This window comes from Lactococcus garvieae subsp. garvieae (assembly GCF_029024465.1).
GTDB classification, from domain to species: Bacteria; Bacillota; Bacilli; order Lactobacillales; family Streptococcaceae; genus Lactococcus; species Lactococcus garvieae.
This window is the reverse complement of record NZ_CP118950.1, coordinates 285,697-302,698: the sequence shown is the minus strand read 5'-3', so window position 1 is coordinate 302,698 and position 17,002 is coordinate 285,697. Positions and strand designations below refer to the sequence as shown.

18 protein-coding genes are annotated in these 17,002 nt (G+C 39.9%); all 18 read right to left on the bottom strand.

Going from position 1 to position 17,002, the window contains the following annotated elements; all coding sequences use genetic code 11:
• Positions 1–76 precede the first annotated feature (76 nt).
• The 18 genes from PYW30_RS01565 to PYW30_RS01480 all read right to left on the bottom strand — a co-directional run bounded on the left by PYW30_RS01565 (position 77) and on the right by PYW30_RS01480 (position 16,997).
• The gene (locus tag PYW30_RS01565) at positions 77–703 is read right to left on the bottom strand and encodes a KwaA family protein (RefSeq protein ID WP_143467445.1); all 627 of its coding nucleotides are present in this window, start codon (positions 701–703) and stop codon (positions 77–79) included.
• A 43-nt stretch (positions 704–746) separates the two neighbouring features.
• A complete protein-coding gene (locus PYW30_RS01560; protein ID WP_042217515.1) occupies positions 747–1,751 on the bottom strand; it encodes a DUF4868 domain-containing protein in 1,005 nt (334 codons plus the stop codon).
• Between the two features lie 760 nt (positions 1,752–2,511).
• Entirely contained in the window at positions 2,512–3,567 is a 1,056-nt protein-coding gene (locus tag PYW30_RS01555) for a LysM peptidoglycan-binding domain-containing protein (protein ID WP_042217517.1), read from the bottom strand.
• Positions 3,568–3,586: 19 nt separating this feature from the next.
• Positions 3,587–3,853, bottom strand: coding sequence for a hypothetical protein (locus PYW30_RS01550; protein ID WP_042217518.1), 267 nt, complete (start codon positions 3,851–3,853; stop codon positions 3,587–3,589).
• Between the two features lie 21 nt (positions 3,854–3,874).
• The gene (locus PYW30_RS01545) at positions 3,875–4,414 is read right to left on the bottom strand and encodes a hypothetical protein (RefSeq protein WP_052370167.1); all 540 of its coding nucleotides are present in this window, start codon (positions 4,412–4,414) and stop codon (positions 3,875–3,877) included.
• A 13-nt stretch (positions 4,415–4,427) separates the two neighbouring features.
• Positions 4,428–5,087: a phage baseplate upper protein gene (locus PYW30_RS01540; RefSeq protein ID WP_042217520.1), complete on the bottom strand. Its 660-nt coding sequence runs from the start codon at positions 5,085–5,087 to the stop codon at positions 4,428–4,430.
• Between the two features lie 10 nt (positions 5,088–5,097).
• On the bottom strand, positions 5,098–6,135 hold the full coding sequence (locus PYW30_RS01535) for an SGNH/GDSL hydrolase family protein (RefSeq protein ID WP_052370168.1): 1,038 nt from the start codon (positions 6,133–6,135) through the stop codon (positions 5,098–5,100).
• Positions 6,132–7,634, bottom strand: coding sequence for a phage tail protein (locus tag PYW30_RS01530; RefSeq protein WP_042217521.1), 1,503 nt, complete (start codon positions 7,632–7,634; stop codon positions 6,132–6,134). Before PYW30_RS01530 ends, PYW30_RS01535 begins: the two co-directional genes overlap by 4 nt.
• Entirely contained in the window at positions 7,627–8,463 is an 837-nt protein-coding gene (locus PYW30_RS01525) for a phage tail domain-containing protein (protein ID WP_042217524.1), read from the bottom strand. The genes PYW30_RS01530 and PYW30_RS01525 overlap by 8 nt, the downstream gene beginning before the upstream one ends.
• Before the next feature lie 372 nt (positions 8,464–8,835).
• The gene (locus PYW30_RS01520) at positions 8,836–9,066 is read right to left on the bottom strand and encodes a Thoeris anti-defense Tad2 family protein (protein ID WP_042217525.1); all 231 of its coding nucleotides are present in this window, start codon (positions 9,064–9,066) and stop codon (positions 8,836–8,838) included.
• A 20-nt stretch (positions 9,067–9,086) separates the two neighbouring features.
• Complete coding sequence (locus tag PYW30_RS01515; RefSeq protein ID WP_052370169.1) at positions 9,087–12,959, bottom strand: tape measure protein; 3,873 nt, start codon at positions 12,957–12,959, stop codon at positions 9,087–9,089.
• A gap of 206 nt (positions 12,960–13,165) precedes the next feature.
• Positions 13,166–13,579, bottom strand: coding sequence for a phage tail tube assembly chaperone (locus PYW30_RS01510; protein ID WP_042217527.1), 414 nt, complete (start codon positions 13,577–13,579; stop codon positions 13,166–13,168).
• Between the two features lie 24 nt (positions 13,580–13,603).
• Positions 13,604–14,260 carry a phage tail protein gene (locus PYW30_RS01505; RefSeq protein ID WP_042217529.1) on the bottom strand — a complete coding sequence of 219 codons (657 nt, stop codon included), beginning with the start codon at positions 14,258–14,260 and terminating at the stop codon, positions 13,604–13,606.
• A 1-nt stretch (position 14,261) separates the two neighbouring features.
• On the bottom strand, positions 14,262–14,645 hold the full coding sequence (locus tag PYW30_RS01500; protein WP_042217530.1) for a DUF806 family protein: 384 nt from the start codon (positions 14,643–14,645) through the stop codon (positions 14,262–14,264).
• Positions 14,645–15,055: a phage tail protein gene (locus PYW30_RS01495; protein ID WP_042217532.1), complete on the bottom strand. Its 411-nt coding sequence runs from the start codon at positions 15,053–15,055 to the stop codon at positions 14,645–14,647. Before PYW30_RS01495 ends, PYW30_RS01500 begins: the two co-directional genes overlap by 1 nt.
• A 2-nt stretch (positions 15,056–15,057) precedes the next feature.
• A complete protein-coding gene (locus PYW30_RS01490; protein ID WP_042217533.1) occupies positions 15,058–15,405 on the bottom strand; it encodes a phage head closure protein in 348 nt (115 codons plus the stop codon).
• The gene (locus tag PYW30_RS01485; RefSeq protein ID WP_042217535.1) at positions 15,398–15,733 is read right to left on the bottom strand and encodes a head-tail connector protein; all 336 of its coding nucleotides are present in this window, start codon (positions 15,731–15,733) and stop codon (positions 15,398–15,400) included. Before PYW30_RS01485 ends, PYW30_RS01490 begins: the two co-directional genes overlap by 8 nt.
• Before the next feature lie 10 nt (positions 15,734–15,743).
• Positions 15,744–16,997, bottom strand: coding sequence for a phage major capsid protein (locus tag PYW30_RS01480; RefSeq protein WP_042217537.1), 1,254 nt, complete (start codon positions 16,995–16,997; stop codon positions 15,744–15,746).
• Positions 16,998–17,002: the final 5 nt, after the last annotated feature.

Here is a 17,002-nt window from a genome sequence, read left to right as displayed (position 1 = left end):
TCACCTATTAAGAACAGATATTTATTGTAGCATATTTTGATAATTTAACAAAAAGTCGCCTTGAGCTGACAGATATTCACTCATGTATTTTTCGAATAAAGTAAAAGTTGTTATTCAATTTTAGCATTGCCACACTTGTTCTTTTTGAAAGACTTCCAAATTGCGGAAAACTATTTCTCGTTAATATATAACGCTCACTTCCATTTATTGTAGCCTTGAAGATGTTAAAACCAAGAATTATTAAAACAGGGTTCAGATAAACCAAATTCATGCGAACATACAACACCATGATAATCAAAAATAATAGTATATTGCTTATGTATTCTGAAAGGCTTGCACTAAAACTTAAAGAAGTGAGCGGAACAATATAAGTCATCACATAACTCACTATTCCATCATCCAATTGAGAAGGCTCACTAATTTCAAGGCTAACCTGATTCCCTTTTCTGACAATTGATATTCCCATCCGTATCAAAAATATGACAGGAGGCATAATAGATAGGATTAGAACAACAAGCCAGAAGAAATTTTGAGAAAGTTCCACAAAATATTTAATTACAATATTGACTATTTCTTCCGATAACTTTTTATTCTCGATATTTTTTGAATATAATTCTAAAAATGCTTTAATAGATAAAATCACAAATAGTGGAGAAAATGAAACGAAGAATAATGAAATTTTCCAAGATAAAATTTGAATCATTGCAAATAGAAAAACAAACAAACTCATCACATAAATCCACATTTTAATCCATCACCTTTTTCCCTAAAAATAAAGTCTCTGCTGCTCTATCAGTTATCAATGATACAAATTGGAATTTATTTTCTTCTGTATATCTAATTTCTAGAGAATCAAGATTTATTTCAATCTCGCCAAAATCATCTACAAATCGTTCATCACTTACAATCTCCTGTAAATCATCTAGAGCCTTTTTCTTAGCTTCTGCTGTCTTAAATTTTTCCTTGAGACTTTCAACGGAAACTCGCATTAACATCCTTGACAAAACATGACCACCTTTGCCACCCAAACTGTCTTTCAAAGTTTCAATATTTACAAGTACTGATCTAAATTGGATGAGGTCCGATACTGTCTCAAGTGCTCGCTTTTTATACTCACTTGATAAGAATAACATTCGCTCCGCATCAACTTTGGAATTTATGATAAAGTGTCCATTATGATAGTAGAAACCAATATAATCTCTAATACCAAATATTGTTTTAGAATCTGTCAAGTCTCTAACTCCATTCTTATCAATATTTCCTAAAGAAAGCGGATATTTTCCTTTTTTGAATCCGTTAAAAGTTTCTACTTTTGTAAATAAATAAAATGGGAGTGTACCTTTTATTTTTATCTCAACAATAGCTCCCTTTACTTTTGAGAGATTTGAGCCAAGAACGGATAAATCATCTTCCGGAGTAAAAGCTTCTGATTCTAGATTTTCTATCACTTTTTTAGCATTATCAAATTTATCTTTGTCAATATAGTAAAATGTGTTCTCATCATTACGAAGAATATCAAATTCATTAAGATTATACTGGGAAATAGCACTTTCTGAAAAAGTTGCACTCAATCTTTCCAACATAGATTTCCGTGTTTTTTCATCAGTAGTTGCCAAGGCATATCTGAAATCATCAATCGTTTTTCCACTATCCGTATATTCAAAGTAGAAATTCACCTCATAACTTAAATCGCCATGCAATGCCATTCTAATAGGTTTTAATTCTTCAATAATTTCTTCTTGCTTTACCATTTTATCCTACCTCTCTAGTACTTCAATTATAGCAAAAAAACTCCCCGTCACGGAACCGGGAGCTAAGAAAAACAAAAAAACACCTGCTTAATGCAAGTGTTTAGAAAAAGATGGCTTCTGATTTGGTCAAAACGAAGCTAATATTATTATATCAAAAAAAGCCACGTTGGCAAGACGTGGACTAATAGATCAAAAGACTATAAACTGTTTTATTTTTGCCATATCTATTATAGCATAAAACTCCCTCAGACCTTATAAGGGAGTTCTCCTCAGGCATATGTAATTCTGGTAAATGGTTTATGCCTGATACATTTATTATAGCACATTAAAGCGCCTGCACAAACACAGGCGCGAAAGGGGTATTTACTCATGATTTGGTCTAAAATGAGTATTTATATAAGTCCACATCTTTTAAAATAGAGAATTTGTTTAGAAAGAAATAAAAAGAAATTCGCTTATATGCATCAGTATACCAGAAATAATTAAACTTTGGCAAGCGATAATGTAAAATAAAAAAACCTCCTAAAGTGAACACAATGGCGAGGGTCACGGAGGCTTAAGGTCTATAGTCATATTATAACAAATCGCATATAGTGCACCTAATAATATAAGGGACAAATATTAAAACGCCTACATAAAGCAGGCGCCTTAGATGAATACCCTATTTATGGGCAAAGTAATTATATCAACTCTTTCAGACATTGTAAACTGATCACAACAAAAAACACCCCTAACCGTTATGGCTAGGGGTAAATTTATATTAATAATTTAGAGTTTGTCCTGCATAAATCAAGTTAGGGTTTTGAATTCCATTACTTGAAACAAGGTGCTGCACAGTTGTTCCTAAACGTTGTGCAATAACGGAGAGGTTATCTCCGTATTGTACGGTATAAACTCCGCCTGCTGCCGCATTTGAGCCCCCTGAGTAGCTGATTGCTTGACCAGCATAAATAAGGTTAGGATTACTCAAAGCGTTCTGACGTGCCAATTCTTGCCAGCTTGTGCCCCAATTGTAAGCAATGCTGCTCAATGTGTCGCCATATTGAACGATGTGTGTTTTTTTACTTGGGCTTGGTGTTGGAGTTGGGTTTGGTGTCGGTGCTGGGTCTGGTACTTTTCCATCATAACCCTTATCCGTGATGCCTGTAAGGTCAATATTACCGTCTAATCCCCCTGCAACATAAGTTGAGGTAAATTGGAAAATGCCAATATCATCCATACTTGGGAAGAAATTCCAGTTTGGAGTTGGAGTTACTTCATAGTTTGGATATTCCGCAATCCAAAGTGATCCAGGAAACTCTTTAATAATTCGTTTGTAGTCCACATTTGCTATTGTGTAAGGCTTGTAGCTGTAATACATTGGTGTATATCCTGCTTCTTTCACACGTCGCATTCCATAAAGAATAGCATCTGTGTTCGCCTGCTTACTTCCACTCGCCCCACTTTCATAATCAAGAGCGACAATAGAGCCTTTAGGTGTGGCAATTTTTGGCAAGTAACGGTCAAGCGCCCCCTTTGCAATCGGAATCGAATTACCCACTTCATAATAAATATAACTATGTGCTCGCTTACCTTGTTCCAATGTATTTTGAACCTGACTATTATAAGTCAACTGATCCACATAGTAGCCACCGTAAGTCCCCCCAATTTGAGAAATTGAGAATTGGTCGCTGGCATAACCAAAGTTCCCTTGATAGCCATTGTAATGCGACCAGTCCACGCCTTGCTCACCCACTGCCGCAAAGGCTTGACGCGTTGCGCCAAAGCTTGTTATAACTAGAATCGCAAGCGTTGCCCCTTTAATAAGTTTTTTCATTTTCTAAAATTCTCCTTCGCTATCTTTTGAAAAAGATATAAAAATAGTGCTCAAAGAAATAAAGCAATAAGGGAAGAACAACGGAGGACAGGCTGATACGCAAAAGCCATTTACGACCTTCTTGTAACTTTTGAATAGCATCCTTATTTTCTTGAGCGAGTTTCAAAGCTTCTTCCGCACGACGAGAGGTTGTGGGTAAGTCTTTAATACTGGTTTCAAGTCTGGCTAACTGCTCTTTAATTTCAATAAACAATTGAGTAACATTGACGCCTTCTTCATTAGCCATATTTCTCCCCCTTTCACAACATTAAAGTTCAAAACTCACTTGAAAACGATAGAGTTGTTCAGCTATCGCATACAAAATTGTACACGTTCCTGCCGCATTGATTTGAAGATGGTTATTGATTATGGCGCTAGAGCTGAAACCAGGAACGATAAACATCAAATCGTGTGTTGGCCTTAAACCCTCAGGCAAGGTTCCCATATTAAAATTAGCATTAGTGGCAGGGGTATAATCAAAAGCAACAGTTACCCGATTGCCGACTTTTTTATACATCGCCCCAGTCCCAAGTGTTGTCCAGGGTAAATCACTTGTGTTCACTAATCCACGCACAGTTAAAGTACCCTCTATTTTTGGGTCTTCTGTCAAAAAGGCGTCTGTTAAAACAGCCTCACCTCCAACTTGTAAACCGTCCGCAAAGTTTTTCAGTCCCCTTAAATTAAGCTGGTCGCCTCCATTGAGAACCAGTTGTTCTTGTGCGTCCACAATGGCTTTAACCAATGTTTTAGGGAAGCTATTACAGCCATCCTTATGTGTATACTGATCGATATACTCGTTATTAATCATTGTAATTTTCCTTTCATACAAGGGTGCTTTGATTTGGGTCATAAGAAACCATCATGTCGTAGGGTGCCAAGGCATCCTCTAACATTTTACTTGTAACCAAATCATCAGACTTTATTTTTTCTTCTAGATTGTTGATGGCGTCTTGTATATTTTGGACTTGTCCCTGAATGACTTTGACCTGAGATTCAAAGTTATTTTCCTTCGCTGTTAAAGCCTCTAAAAACTCCTCTGTTTTTTCATTCAAGGCTTTGATGAGTTGTTCATAATCACTGATATACTCACTGCTATTGATTCCCATTTCAATCTTATTCGCCAGAACATTAATCTCAAGCGACAAGGTCGTTTCGCATTGATCGCCTCGGTAGAGTTTGAAGAAAGCTTCTTGATAAGCCCCCTCAAAAGTAAAAGCCTCTTGTGGAAAGATATATCGAAAAACACCTTGGTGAGCGTCAAGAATCAAAAATCCAGAATCATCAATAATACGATTGCCGTCTGCCTTCATCCCTAGAAACTTACCCGAAAGCCCGGTTAAGTCATAAGGGAGTTGATTCGACAAGACCTTGACGGTGACTGCCTTTAATCCGCCCTCCCCTAAGCGTCCTGTTACAAATTGTTGAGGGAGCTGTAACTGTTCTTGCTTTGTAATCTCAAAGCATAGTTCTTGATTTGCCATATTCTTTTCCTTATCCGTAATAGTAATAGATTTGTTTTGCCAACTCTTGAGCAATCATCTGATGCCCGATTTCGTTAGGGTGTAAACCTTCAGGCATCATTTTCTTTCTGAAGGCTGGATTCATGGGCTCCATTAAATCTGGACGCATAAAATCCGCATAGGGCAGCCCTAAATCATTACAGGCTATTTTTTGAGCATCCATATAGTCGTGCAAATTGTTGTTCAAGGTGTTCTTCCATTGGTCAGTACGGATCATCTTGCCATTAGAGATTGGCGCTTGCAGGGTCGCTGTCATCACTAAAATTTTAGCATTGGGGTTTAAGGAACGTACATTCTCCACCACTTTATAAAAAGCGCCAATATAGGATGTTTTTTCATCATCATACTTTGTACCAACTGGAATATTGCCCAACCAGTCATCATCTGTACCTTGGATAATGAAAAGGTCACACCCACTTATTTTTTTGGATTGACTATAGATACTATTCTCCTCGTTATCTGTCATGAAAGCACCATTTATAGCTGTGTTTGTAACTTCTGCCCCAGACTCTTTTTTGAATATATCCCCGAAGTTGCACTTAGACAAATAACCTCTTGCAACACTATCGCCAATGATACCGATTTTCTTAGACGTCTTTACAGAGGACAGCGATAAATAGTTAGTGGTTATTCTTCCTGCATCATCTACGGCGATTGGTTTTTTCCAAATATCAGAAGACACTAGGTATTTGCTTACAATATAGTTGATCTCTGACATCAAACGTTTGGACATGGAAGATTGTTCAATCCCCTGAGAATCTTTCCTAAAATCCAGTACTTCTTGCGTAATCTCAAGCGGCGACAAATCTGGTGTAATAATGGCTCTTATTTCTTGATGGAGTTCCTCATTATAAGTTTCCAAATAGGCAACACAAATTTGTGCAACTAAGTCATTCAAACTCTGTTGATCTTTAAAATCAATCACTTCGTTAAGCATATGGAAATTACCGTTGAGCGCATCTCGCAGAGCACTCCCGCCATTGGGTAACGATTCATTAAGTTTTGTCATGTTTTCTCCTTATTCAAAGTTTCCTCCAGTACCTTGAGTCTTTTCTCAAACTGGTCGACAAGAGGAATCGTAATGTCTTTTGTTCCATCAAAAAGAACCCCATTAATTTTTACGGGATTCTCTAATTTTTTAGCACTTTCTGCGGATTCCGTAACATCTAATGCGCCAATATCATGGGCACTCAGCGTCACTTGTCCAGTTTGACCATTGACAGATTGAACACTCTTCTCTCGCACAAAGTCATCCAAACCATCGACCACTGAGGCATGGGTGGAAACATAGAAAGTTTGACCTTCTGTAAGACCCATGTCTGGATTGTCCTCCGGGACAAGCAAAGTGAAACTTGGAAGAGGTGCTTCGGTATTTTTAATTGGTAAACCAGAGAACCTAGAATTGAAAGCTTGATTTGCCTGTTCGCTCACTGAAGACAATTGATATTCTAAGTTTTTTTGGCGTCGCAGACTATCATTCAATTCGTTTTTTGAAAAGTGTTGATAATCCAAAATAGTGCCCGCCGTGTTGTTCAAGGTAATTTCTGTCACTTGACTCTCATCAAAGGGAAACCAGACGTACCCTACCACTTGAACATGAGTCACAAATCCCTTATTTCTCACTTCGAGTCTCATTTGCTCACCAGCTACGGGTTCATCCCTAACCTCACTTTGGATAGAAATACTTAATGATGGCTCAGGGGACAATTGGGTTTTTGCATAATTGTCCATACTTTTTGCATCCGTGAAGCGTTCGTCTCTTAAGTCTTCACCTTCACGTAACCCCCATTTTGCAATAGAGGATTCATCTTTAACCAAGTGAGGAGTAAAATAGTAGTTCGGCTTATCGCTTCCCGTATCTTTGGTTTTACCATAGACCATGATTTGATTGATAATATTCGTCGAATCATAGGTCAACTGAATCTCACGACTACTGTTCAAATAATCAATCCTCCCCCCCATGTCTTTTAGCCATGACGAAGAGGCATAGACGCGAATACAGCGATTATCCGGGTAGATAACACAGGAAGGCCATGTACTGACCAACTTACTTAACATGTCTTTCCCACTGCTATTGCCTAAATCACTGATGGTCATTTTGTCAAATGTTCCAATCACTTGGTAGGTAAAGCCCAAAGTGTTGTGAGACAGATAGAACTGAAGGACATCTTCTACAGAATAGGTATGCGCTCCTGTATTTATTTTTCTTTGGCGGATTCTTTCTACTTCGTTATAAACATGTGTGGCGACAATTTGTTTCAAAGGAACGCTTCCATTGAAATCAGGAATACATTGTTTAACGATATACTCCTGTCCTTTGAAAAAAACACTACTCTCTGCATCAATAAGTTCAAAGCTAACAGAACCGTCATCATAAGCACTAAACTCAAGTTGATAAGAGGAATTCTGTTCCCATGTCAGTTTAAAACTGGCATTCAAAATACTATTCAAGGGCTCTACATTGGTGCCATGTAGACCTTTGATTAACACTTTTTCAGAATCAAACATAGAGAAAAGGGAAACTAAAGGTCAGGTCAATTTCTGTTGCACCAGTGACAGAAATATCATTCCAACCTTGATCTAATATAATATTGCCATAGTCTGTTTTTTCACTGGCGGGACTGCCATTGACACTGGTCTGTATCCCGTCAAGGATGATGTCATCCTTCCCATTGGACGATTGAAGATAACTCCATGTACTATGATTCGTTTGATTGATGATTTTCACTTGACTTCCTTTAAATTTGAGCAACAGTTTCAAGTCGTGTTTTTTGACATAGGGGTCAATTCGAACATCACTAGGATTATAAACTTTGAAACGATTGCTTGTGAAACGATAGCCGATTTTTTCATCAAGAGGAAGCCCCATGCCAAACTGCCACAGATTCTCATCATTGCTTGTAAAAAATGCATCTGACCGATAAAGAGAAACTTTATAGCCACTTGGATGGTCAAAGGGAATCGTAAAGGTCGCGTCATGACTCCCCTCACTCACAGGCTTAATTTCAAAGGTCGTCGGTACAACCCACTTAACAAGGGCTGGTTCGACACTTGAGCGAATCCGTATCAACTGACCTTGCGCAAACAAGCGATAAATCGAATGGCTTATCAGCGTGAAGTCTTCCCATGTTCCGAAGTTAAATAGAAAATTGACGTTGATAACACGCTTGTCTAACTGACTTTCAAGCCAAACTTGGCCGTCTTGCCCAGTATTTTGTTGGTATTGATTGAGAAAGACTGGGAAAGTTGTCTCTCCCAGGTATTCAAGCGAGGGAATAAGACTTGTGATGTCTACTTCCTCCTGTGCCCCAATCTTAATGTAAAACTTGTCTTTCAATGGGACTCCTTTCTATGTATATGTTCAAGTAACAGTTATTTCTGGTAAAGAAATTAGAGCAATCCGTTTCTTGGAATCAAAATCTCAATAAAATTTCCATGTAACAAAATCAAGTAACTCTGATATGGCGGAAACCATTGAAGGATTATTTTTAATTTTTTCGTCATTTAATGAGTTGTAAGCAAAAACAAGAATTGCATTTTAAACCTTCTCTCTTTTAGCCAATTTACTGCATTCTTCTAGTTTTGTAGAATTTATTTTTTCTTCTTTATCAGACATCTTATTCTCCTTATATTTAAATTATTTTGCTTAACCTCTGCTCTCGTAAAATCTCATTCACAAGTAACGTCGTAGTTTCTGTACTAAAAAAACTCATTGAAAAACAGTTAGGTCTGAGCTAATTTCCCAATCGTCAGCGATTAGGTCAGACTTTTTAGGATTCCAACGAATACCACTCTGGGAGTACTCTTTGTCCTTATCTAAATCAAAAAGGATACAACAACCATCACTATCAGTCGGGAAATATAGCCAGTTTGGCATTGATTTTCGGTAGATGGCTTTGTTCGTCTCTGCCGATTTTTTTGTCGCTTCAATAATATTCATTCTCTTCTCCTTGTTGTCTTTCATAGACTTTGATGGCTTCTTATGGCAACATCTAACGCTTGTTGCCGGTACAGTTTGTTTTTGTCAAATCCTGAATGTTCAATGGCTTTCAATTGTTCTTGATTCAAGCCCAACAACTGACCGAAAAGACCTATCACGGTGTCAAACTTTTCAGTTAATACCGCTAAATCACTTGCGTTTGAGTGAGCGCTCGATGTTTGTGAAGGAGTCGCTCTGTCTGATGAAAACTCTGAGACGACTTCGCCGAGTAGTTGATGCGCTCGTGAGCGTTTGGTCATATCCATGGGGATTACCATTTCACGCTTATTACCCTCTGCGATTTCATAGAGCCCATGTTGTGAAATGAGTCCCCCGTTTTCGTAGCCGTGCCCGTGCCCGATAACACCCAGCAAAGAGGAGCCATAACGTGATTTCGCGTAAGACATCGCAGCTAACATGTTATCAAAACCGTTAAAAATGTTGCCATGACCTGGGAATTTGTAGGCATTGAAAGTGGCTGAAATCGTTTGTAAGAGCCCTTTGGCTAAATCTCCCGTAAGGGTGTTAATATCGGTATAGCCACCTTGAACCGCTTTTTCATTCCCGCCAGACTCGGTTTGAATCTGCTTGAGCCAAGCATTGACCATTGTTGGAGTATCGGGAAGACCAACCATTCTGAGGGCTTGTTCCACCTGACCACGCCAACGTTCAACGCCTGAACCCGAAGGGGCGCTTTGAGAACTTTCTTCTTTCTTTTTCAAGGAACTGAAAAGAGAAACAAAAGGATGGACAATATTTTGCAAGAACCCCTGACCAAGTGACGTTCCGATGGAAACAACTTCTTTCGTCCCTTTAAAATGTGCGACATGCGAGAAGATGCCATTCAAAAAACGAAGAGGATGGGTGAGAGCGGAGGTTATTCCCTCTAACTTATCTTTCATGCCATCAAGCGCTTTTGCACCAAAAGATTCGATATTTTCAATAAATCCCGTACCCTTGGCAAAGGGAGTCACCAGACCAGATGAAAGTAAAGCTTTGCTTTCACTTGCGGAGGCAACTTCAGTTCCGCGAGGTAAGACACCCACCCAATTTCGTTTTTGAGGCATGAAGAGTTGTCCATTGGGCAAGAAAGCAATCTCTCTGTTCCCTGTTTCCGGACTATCACCCCCATCATTAAGCATGGCTAAGGTATCTTCTTTTATCGGCCTTCTTGTACCTGTCGCAAATTTAACAGGTTTTATCTTACCAATCGCCTCTTTAGAACCGCCAAAGAGATGGATGACATCGTCAATCGCGCCAATCCCTGCGTTAATGCCACCGATAATCCCGTTGACGACCGCTTCTCCGATGGTTTTGGCAAGGTTCCCAAATGTTTTTTCAAACCCTTGAAGCAGACTGCCAATAATTTTACCCATGCCACTCATGGCATCTTCTGCGCCTTTTCCTGCTTTTTGCCAGTTTCCGGTAAAGACGCCAATGAATATTTCAAGCAGACCACCAATGACTTTAAAAGCACCTGAGAAAACACCTTTGATGGTGTCAAATGAAATTTTTGTCTCTCTTACCATTCCAGAAAAGACAGAATGGAAGATGCCTCCCAATGCACCAAGGCTAACAGTCACTGGAAGTAAGGCAACTTTAACCACTTTTGAAAAATTGCCAATCGCAAGTTCTAAGGGACGACCGTTTTTTGACCAAAAACTATTCATGGATTTACCCCATGAATTAAAGGTTTTCATGATAGCGTCAATACAAGGCTTAAGATAGGACTTATACGCTTTTTCTCCAAATGCTTTGATGGAAGCCAACAGCTTATTGACCATGTCTCTAAAGGGCTTGATTTTGTTATAAGCGAGGACAAAAGCAACACCGGCTGCGACAATGGCGGCCGTAAATAGAAAGACAGGATTTGGCTTGATGAGCCCTAAGAACCCTTTTAAACCACTGCCCGAACTTCCTATCCCTTTACTAAACACTTTCATCGCACCAGAACCCATTTTAGCGGCCGAATCAAGCCCGCGAAAAGCAAGACTCAAACCAGAGAGGGCTTTGGAACTAACCATTATCCCTAAGCTTAACTGAGCGAATAATTTAGGATTCGACTTGGCAAAGCCACCAACCACAGCTAAAACAGGTTCTAAATCCTTCAACACTTGGACAAAGATTTTCAAACTCGTTGAGCTGATGGATTGGGTAGATTTAAAAAAAGAGACAATATCTGGCGCATGTTTGGCAATTGAATCACTAAATATCGTGACCTTTTGAGCCAATTTGTCCAAGACTTGGTCTAGAAATTGCGTACCGTCTTTAATTTTGAACACTTTTGAAAACGCATCAGTAATTGTTTTAATTCCTTTACTGGAGGCATCTCCAACTTTTTCGAATTCCGATTGGGTTTTCTTATCAGAGACCCACTTAGAAATAGCGCCGTAGAAAGGATTCTGTGCTGTCAGTATTGGCTTTTCAAAAGCGCTAATCAAAGCGGGAACTTGAGCATTAATCGTTCGTTTCATCCCCGTCATGGTAGAAAGCATATTCTCTGCCGCTTTACCATATTTGTCTTGCCCGAGTTGATTGAATAACTTCTCAACCGTCTCTCCAGTAATTTTACCCGCACTCGCCATATCTCTAAGCTGAGACATGGTTAATTGGCTGTTTCCTGTGACTTTTTGCTCATATTCAAGCAATTGCTCTGAAAACATCGGAAAGTACATGCTCAACTGATTCAACTCTTTCAGGTTGAGTTTCCCTTGAGAAAGACCATGAACCATGTCTTGGGTCACGGTCGTCAGTTGGTCATCTGTCAAACCGACCGCATCCCCCATATTGAGCATGGATTTCGTCAGATTGTCAGCCTCTTCCTTGTTCGAATGGAGGTGATAGAAGCCTTGATCTAACTCATTAACGATGTCGCGTGAACGTCCAGTCGCGATGGAAATATCATTGATACTTTTGACCATCTGGTCAGACTTCGTCACGTCATTCGTGAGAGTGTCCCAAGCCGCCTTCATGACTTGTTGGGTCTGTGTAAATTCGACCCCTGAATGAATGGCATCCCCAAGCCGTGCGGTCAAACTCTGAATTCCTGCGATTGCTGCACGACTAATTAACTCAGCACCGAGAATTTTACCGAAAAGATGATTGGTTTTTGTGGCACTCTCGTTGACCCCATCGATTTTATTTCGGATACCCGACAAGAAATTAGGGTGAGGCCTAGACATCTGTTCTGAAAGTTCTTTCATTTCAGAGTTTGTCTTGGCTATAGCAGTGGCGGTTTCATTTAATCGCGTCTTTTGTTTGAGATAAGCCTCACTACTTTTACCCGATACATCAACGATTTTGTTAAGTTCTTCTTCCTGAATCTTGTATTGATGTGACAAGTTAGAAAACGAATCTTGTAATCCAGACAAACGAACCTTGTTCGCTTCAACTTCTTTGCCTTCAGCCTTCAAACGAGTCACAAAACTCTCTGATAATTGCTTGTTTTGCTCGTAAGATTTTTTTAGGTCTGCAAGCCCGCTACTGTAATAGGCGACCGATTGTTTTGCTTTGTCTTGTTGTGCGACATAACTATTCAACTGTTTTGTCGCAGTATCTATTTTTTTCTGAAGGTCAAGATAGGTCTCGGCATCTTTCTTATTTTGAGTGTTGAGTCCTTCTTGTCTATTTCGAAGTTCATCGATTTTCTTTTTTTGAGCTTCAATGGCATTGCCCAAGCCTTCAAACTTCGCTTTGGAAGCGCCCAACTGGTCGCCGCTGTTTTTCAAAGCGATTTCTTGAGCTTTCCATGCTTGTGTCGCAGAGGAAACAGCTTTAGTCAAGCCTTGAAGACTATTATTCGCTGACACAGTATCAATGGCAATTTTGGTGGCCATCTCGTTTTGTATTTTCATGTTTTCCCCTTTCTACGCACTCATGTTTCTCAAGCGTCGGTGTGCCTCTGAGGCATCCATGGTTCTATCTTTTTGGGCTTTGGACTTCAACACATCCAGCAACTCAAAATAATCTTCCCCATCCAATTGGCTTGGTGTCAAGCCAGAGTGAATAAGCAGTTGTTGTTTTAAATAGTCGATGTCCTCATTTTCATCCTTGAGGGCTTTTAATTCTGCCCTTTGTCGGGCAATTCTTTTTTTGGGTCGTCAATTATTGACCCTTGTTGCTCTACAGACAAAGATAAACGAATTTGTTCGTCTGAGTAACCATTGAAACGTTGAACAAGGTAGGCCATGAATTGCCCCAGTTCTTCTTCGTCAATGGAATATTTAATGTCATCGATTTGTTTATCCGTTAATCGAAGGGCTTTTTGAATGAACTGAAGGATGCCCTCAATGACTTCATCGGCCTTTTGGATTTGTTCAATCGGGTCTTCGATCTCATCACTGACATTTTGGGAAGGGCTTGAAAGTTGAATCAATTGAATCATGAGACGGTTCGCTTCTTGTTTTAAGCCTACGGTCGCTTTGAGGTTGATGCTTTTTGAGAGTCCCAAGGGTTTGGTATTGATTTTAATCATTGTCGTAAGTTCCTTCTATTCTACTTATTTTTTGGCAAGGGATGCGCTTTTCGGTGCTGCCTTGGTGTACCCTCCAAAGACTTCTGCCAACATGGCATCTTCTGAAAATCCTGCATCGCTTGAGTTGTACATTTTGAACATCCGTTTAACGCCTTTTTGGTCTAAGAAAACACCGTCCGCAATCGGCGCAAGGGCTTGATAAGTGAAAGTTGCATCATACTCAGCTTCTGACTCCGTATTGGTGGCGTGATTTTTACCAGGCTCTGTCAGTTCCCCATTGGCGAAACAATCGTAGTAAAACTCGCCGTCATAACCTGTGGAACAAATGAGTAAGGCAACGTGGGGCTTTTTACCACTCGTCAAGACATATCCACCTTTTCCATCAGACTCGTACCCTTTCAATTTTTGAGCCACGTCAAAAGGCATATCGAGCATGGTTAAAGCCACCTTGGGGCTTTGAGCACCATGAGAAATACGTTTGACGACATTGTTGGCGTATTTTGCCGTCCCTTCGGCCTCTAAACCTGTAATATTCGCGGTTGTTGAGCCTTGACCATCACCGTCGATTTTTAAAATTCCATCTGCGCTTACTCCGTCTGCCCCTTTAATGATTTTCCCCTCATCATCGATGAGACCCACGGTGATATAGTTAATACCGTTGTAGCTTACTGAACCTGCCATTTTAATGCTCCTTTAAAATTAATTTTTTTTTGAAATAAAAGACCTTTGTTATTTGACCTGTATCTGGGTCTTTTTTGTGTGCTTTTGATTGTGAAATCAGCCATCCTTCTTTTTTAAAAACAGTTGCCAACTCGATTTCAACATCGCAAAGGGGGTGCTGAAACTTTTGGGCATAGAAAATTTGGACTTCCACACCCATTTCCCACCCTTTAAAAGTGTTGTTGGCGTAGTCTGTCGGACGACTGATGGTTTCTGTGACGACTGCCACGGTGTGACTGGTATCGTTGACTTCCTCTGCTGGAACAGACCCTTGATAGATATGGTCTAACCAAGTATAGCCTTGTTCTTCGAGCAAGGAAACAGCCTGATAAGTAGGCATCTCCATTAATTCTCACCTTTCACTTGCTTTTCATAGACCTCCTGTTGTGCCCGCATCATTTTTTCTTGGACTTCGGGGGATTCCCTGACCTCATCCACAAAATGGTCAGCGGGATATTTTTTCGTCCCATCGTTCAAGCGTCGGGCATTTCTCGCATGATAGGCATTATTCCAACCTACCACTGAATTCCCAGTAAACGTACCATCAATTTCTCCATTTACAAAATCGATGTTGTCAGCCATATGACCACTCTTTTGGTCGTTGTGGGTAGAATAGTGCTTCTCTTTAGTGACCTTCGTTAACTCTTCCTTAAAAACCTCTGCTTGTGCTTTGGTCATCTTAGCTCTGACTTGAGTTGATGGACTCAATGACTTGACGCCTTCCAGCCACGACTCGATTTGTGTATTGAAATCCATAGTCACCCTTTCTTTTTGAAGAGACGTACGGTGAGGTAATCATAGAGTAAATAGTTATTGCTTTCATCTTTATTATGAATGACGATATCGTAGACATCGCCTGAATATTGCACTTTAAGCGCTTTTGAGAGGCGGTCATCATGACGTACCGCAAGCACTAAGCTATCTTCTAATGCCGTACCATAAATCGTGTTCGACTGATTCGCCGTGCGTCTTTGAACTTTCGCCCACAAACTAAATTGAGGGACGAAATCGGCGTCGTTGTCCCCCGTATTTTTATTTGGGACGCTCTCTATAGTACCAATGGTAATGCGCTTATTAAAGTCGCTAAAAAGTTTAGTTCTATTCATCACCGTCTCCGTATTTGTAGCAGTCAAATTTCCCTCTGAGTTGACCAATAATACTGTTCAATACTAAATCGACGTTAAAGTGCTGAACATCCACAAGCGCCACCCGATAGGTGTAATAAGCGCCGGATAAAGCAAGAACCGCTGTTTCATAAAGGGGTTTGACGGTTGGAAGAGAGAAAAAATCAATCTCATCTTGATGCTCTGTAATCGCATTTGTTACAAATGACGCCGCCGCTTCAATATAAGATAAAATCAAATCATCGTCATTGTCCAGATCGACCCTCAATGACGTTTTGAATCTTTCTAGAAGTTCTTGATTACCACTCATCTGTCACCCCTTATTTAGTTTTTGATTCCGCTACGCTTGTAGTTGGAGCACTTGGAGGAGTGAGATTTCCGCTTTGGTCTGCAATTTTAGTGAATGAACCAGCAACCCAAGCTTCTGAATCTGTCGCTTGAACATCAAAACGGTCAATCACTCGGATTTTAGTTTGGTCTTTTTCAAATGCTCCACCACCGATGTTTGTAGACAATAGAGAAAGATTCTCACGGTCAAACAAGGTTACCGCTTCTTTCAAATCACCATAATAGAGTGGGTACACTGGTGCTTTCTCAGTTCCAGCACTAGGTAACCAACGGTCTGAAATTGCCACGATTCGTTTGCCTTTGATTAAATATTGGTCTGGCTGTTTAGGGTCTGGTTGAAGAAGATAATCACCAATGGCATTTTTCACAAGCGCTAACTCATTCATGCCGGACGTGTTCGTCATGATAAATGACGTCCCTTTGATCGCTGGGTCTACAGCTGTGTTAATCATCGTAATGATGTCATCGAAAGTTTTCAGCGTGACCTTGCTAGGCACTGCTTCCATTGCTTTAATGATTTGTTTATTACGTGTAACAACGACTTTTTTGGCAATCCAGCTGGAAAGCCAAGCTAAGAGATTGTCTGCACTATCCTTCAAAAGAGAGTTGGTCGCAGTTGTAATTCCAGAGTAGCGATGGATGGCGTATTTGATGAGTGTCAATTTAGGATCGTCATTATCACCAATCACTGCTGTTTCATCATCGAGGTCAGAAAGCTCTGTCACATCAGACCATTTTTCATAAACACGAGAACCTGTTTGTGTACTGACGCCCTCAACTTTCACATATTGCTCTAACTGGTCATATTGACGCTTCAGAGTGTTGATGGTAGTTTGGATATCTTGAGGAATAGTCAATCCAATCGCGTTCCCTGACTCATCTGTCGATGAAGTCACTAAATTAACCACCTTAGGATCTCCAACAATCATCGCTTTAAAATCTGAGATGAATTGGTCTTTAAGATTTTTTTCTTTATTTGTAAGAGGTTTTCGTTCCTCATCACGCATATTCACAACTTGTTCAGCTTGTGCCTCAATAAGTTGTTCTTTCAATGCATCGCGGCGAACTTTTTCATTATCACGTTTGTTTTTAAGTTCTGTCATCGCTTCTGCCGAGAAATTGTCATCATTAAGCGCCATGTTCAGTTGGTCATTATAGTCTGTGACTTTGTCTCCAGAAGCAATCCATGCTTCGTTCAATTGATTGACTGTTAATTTAACTCCCATTTTGA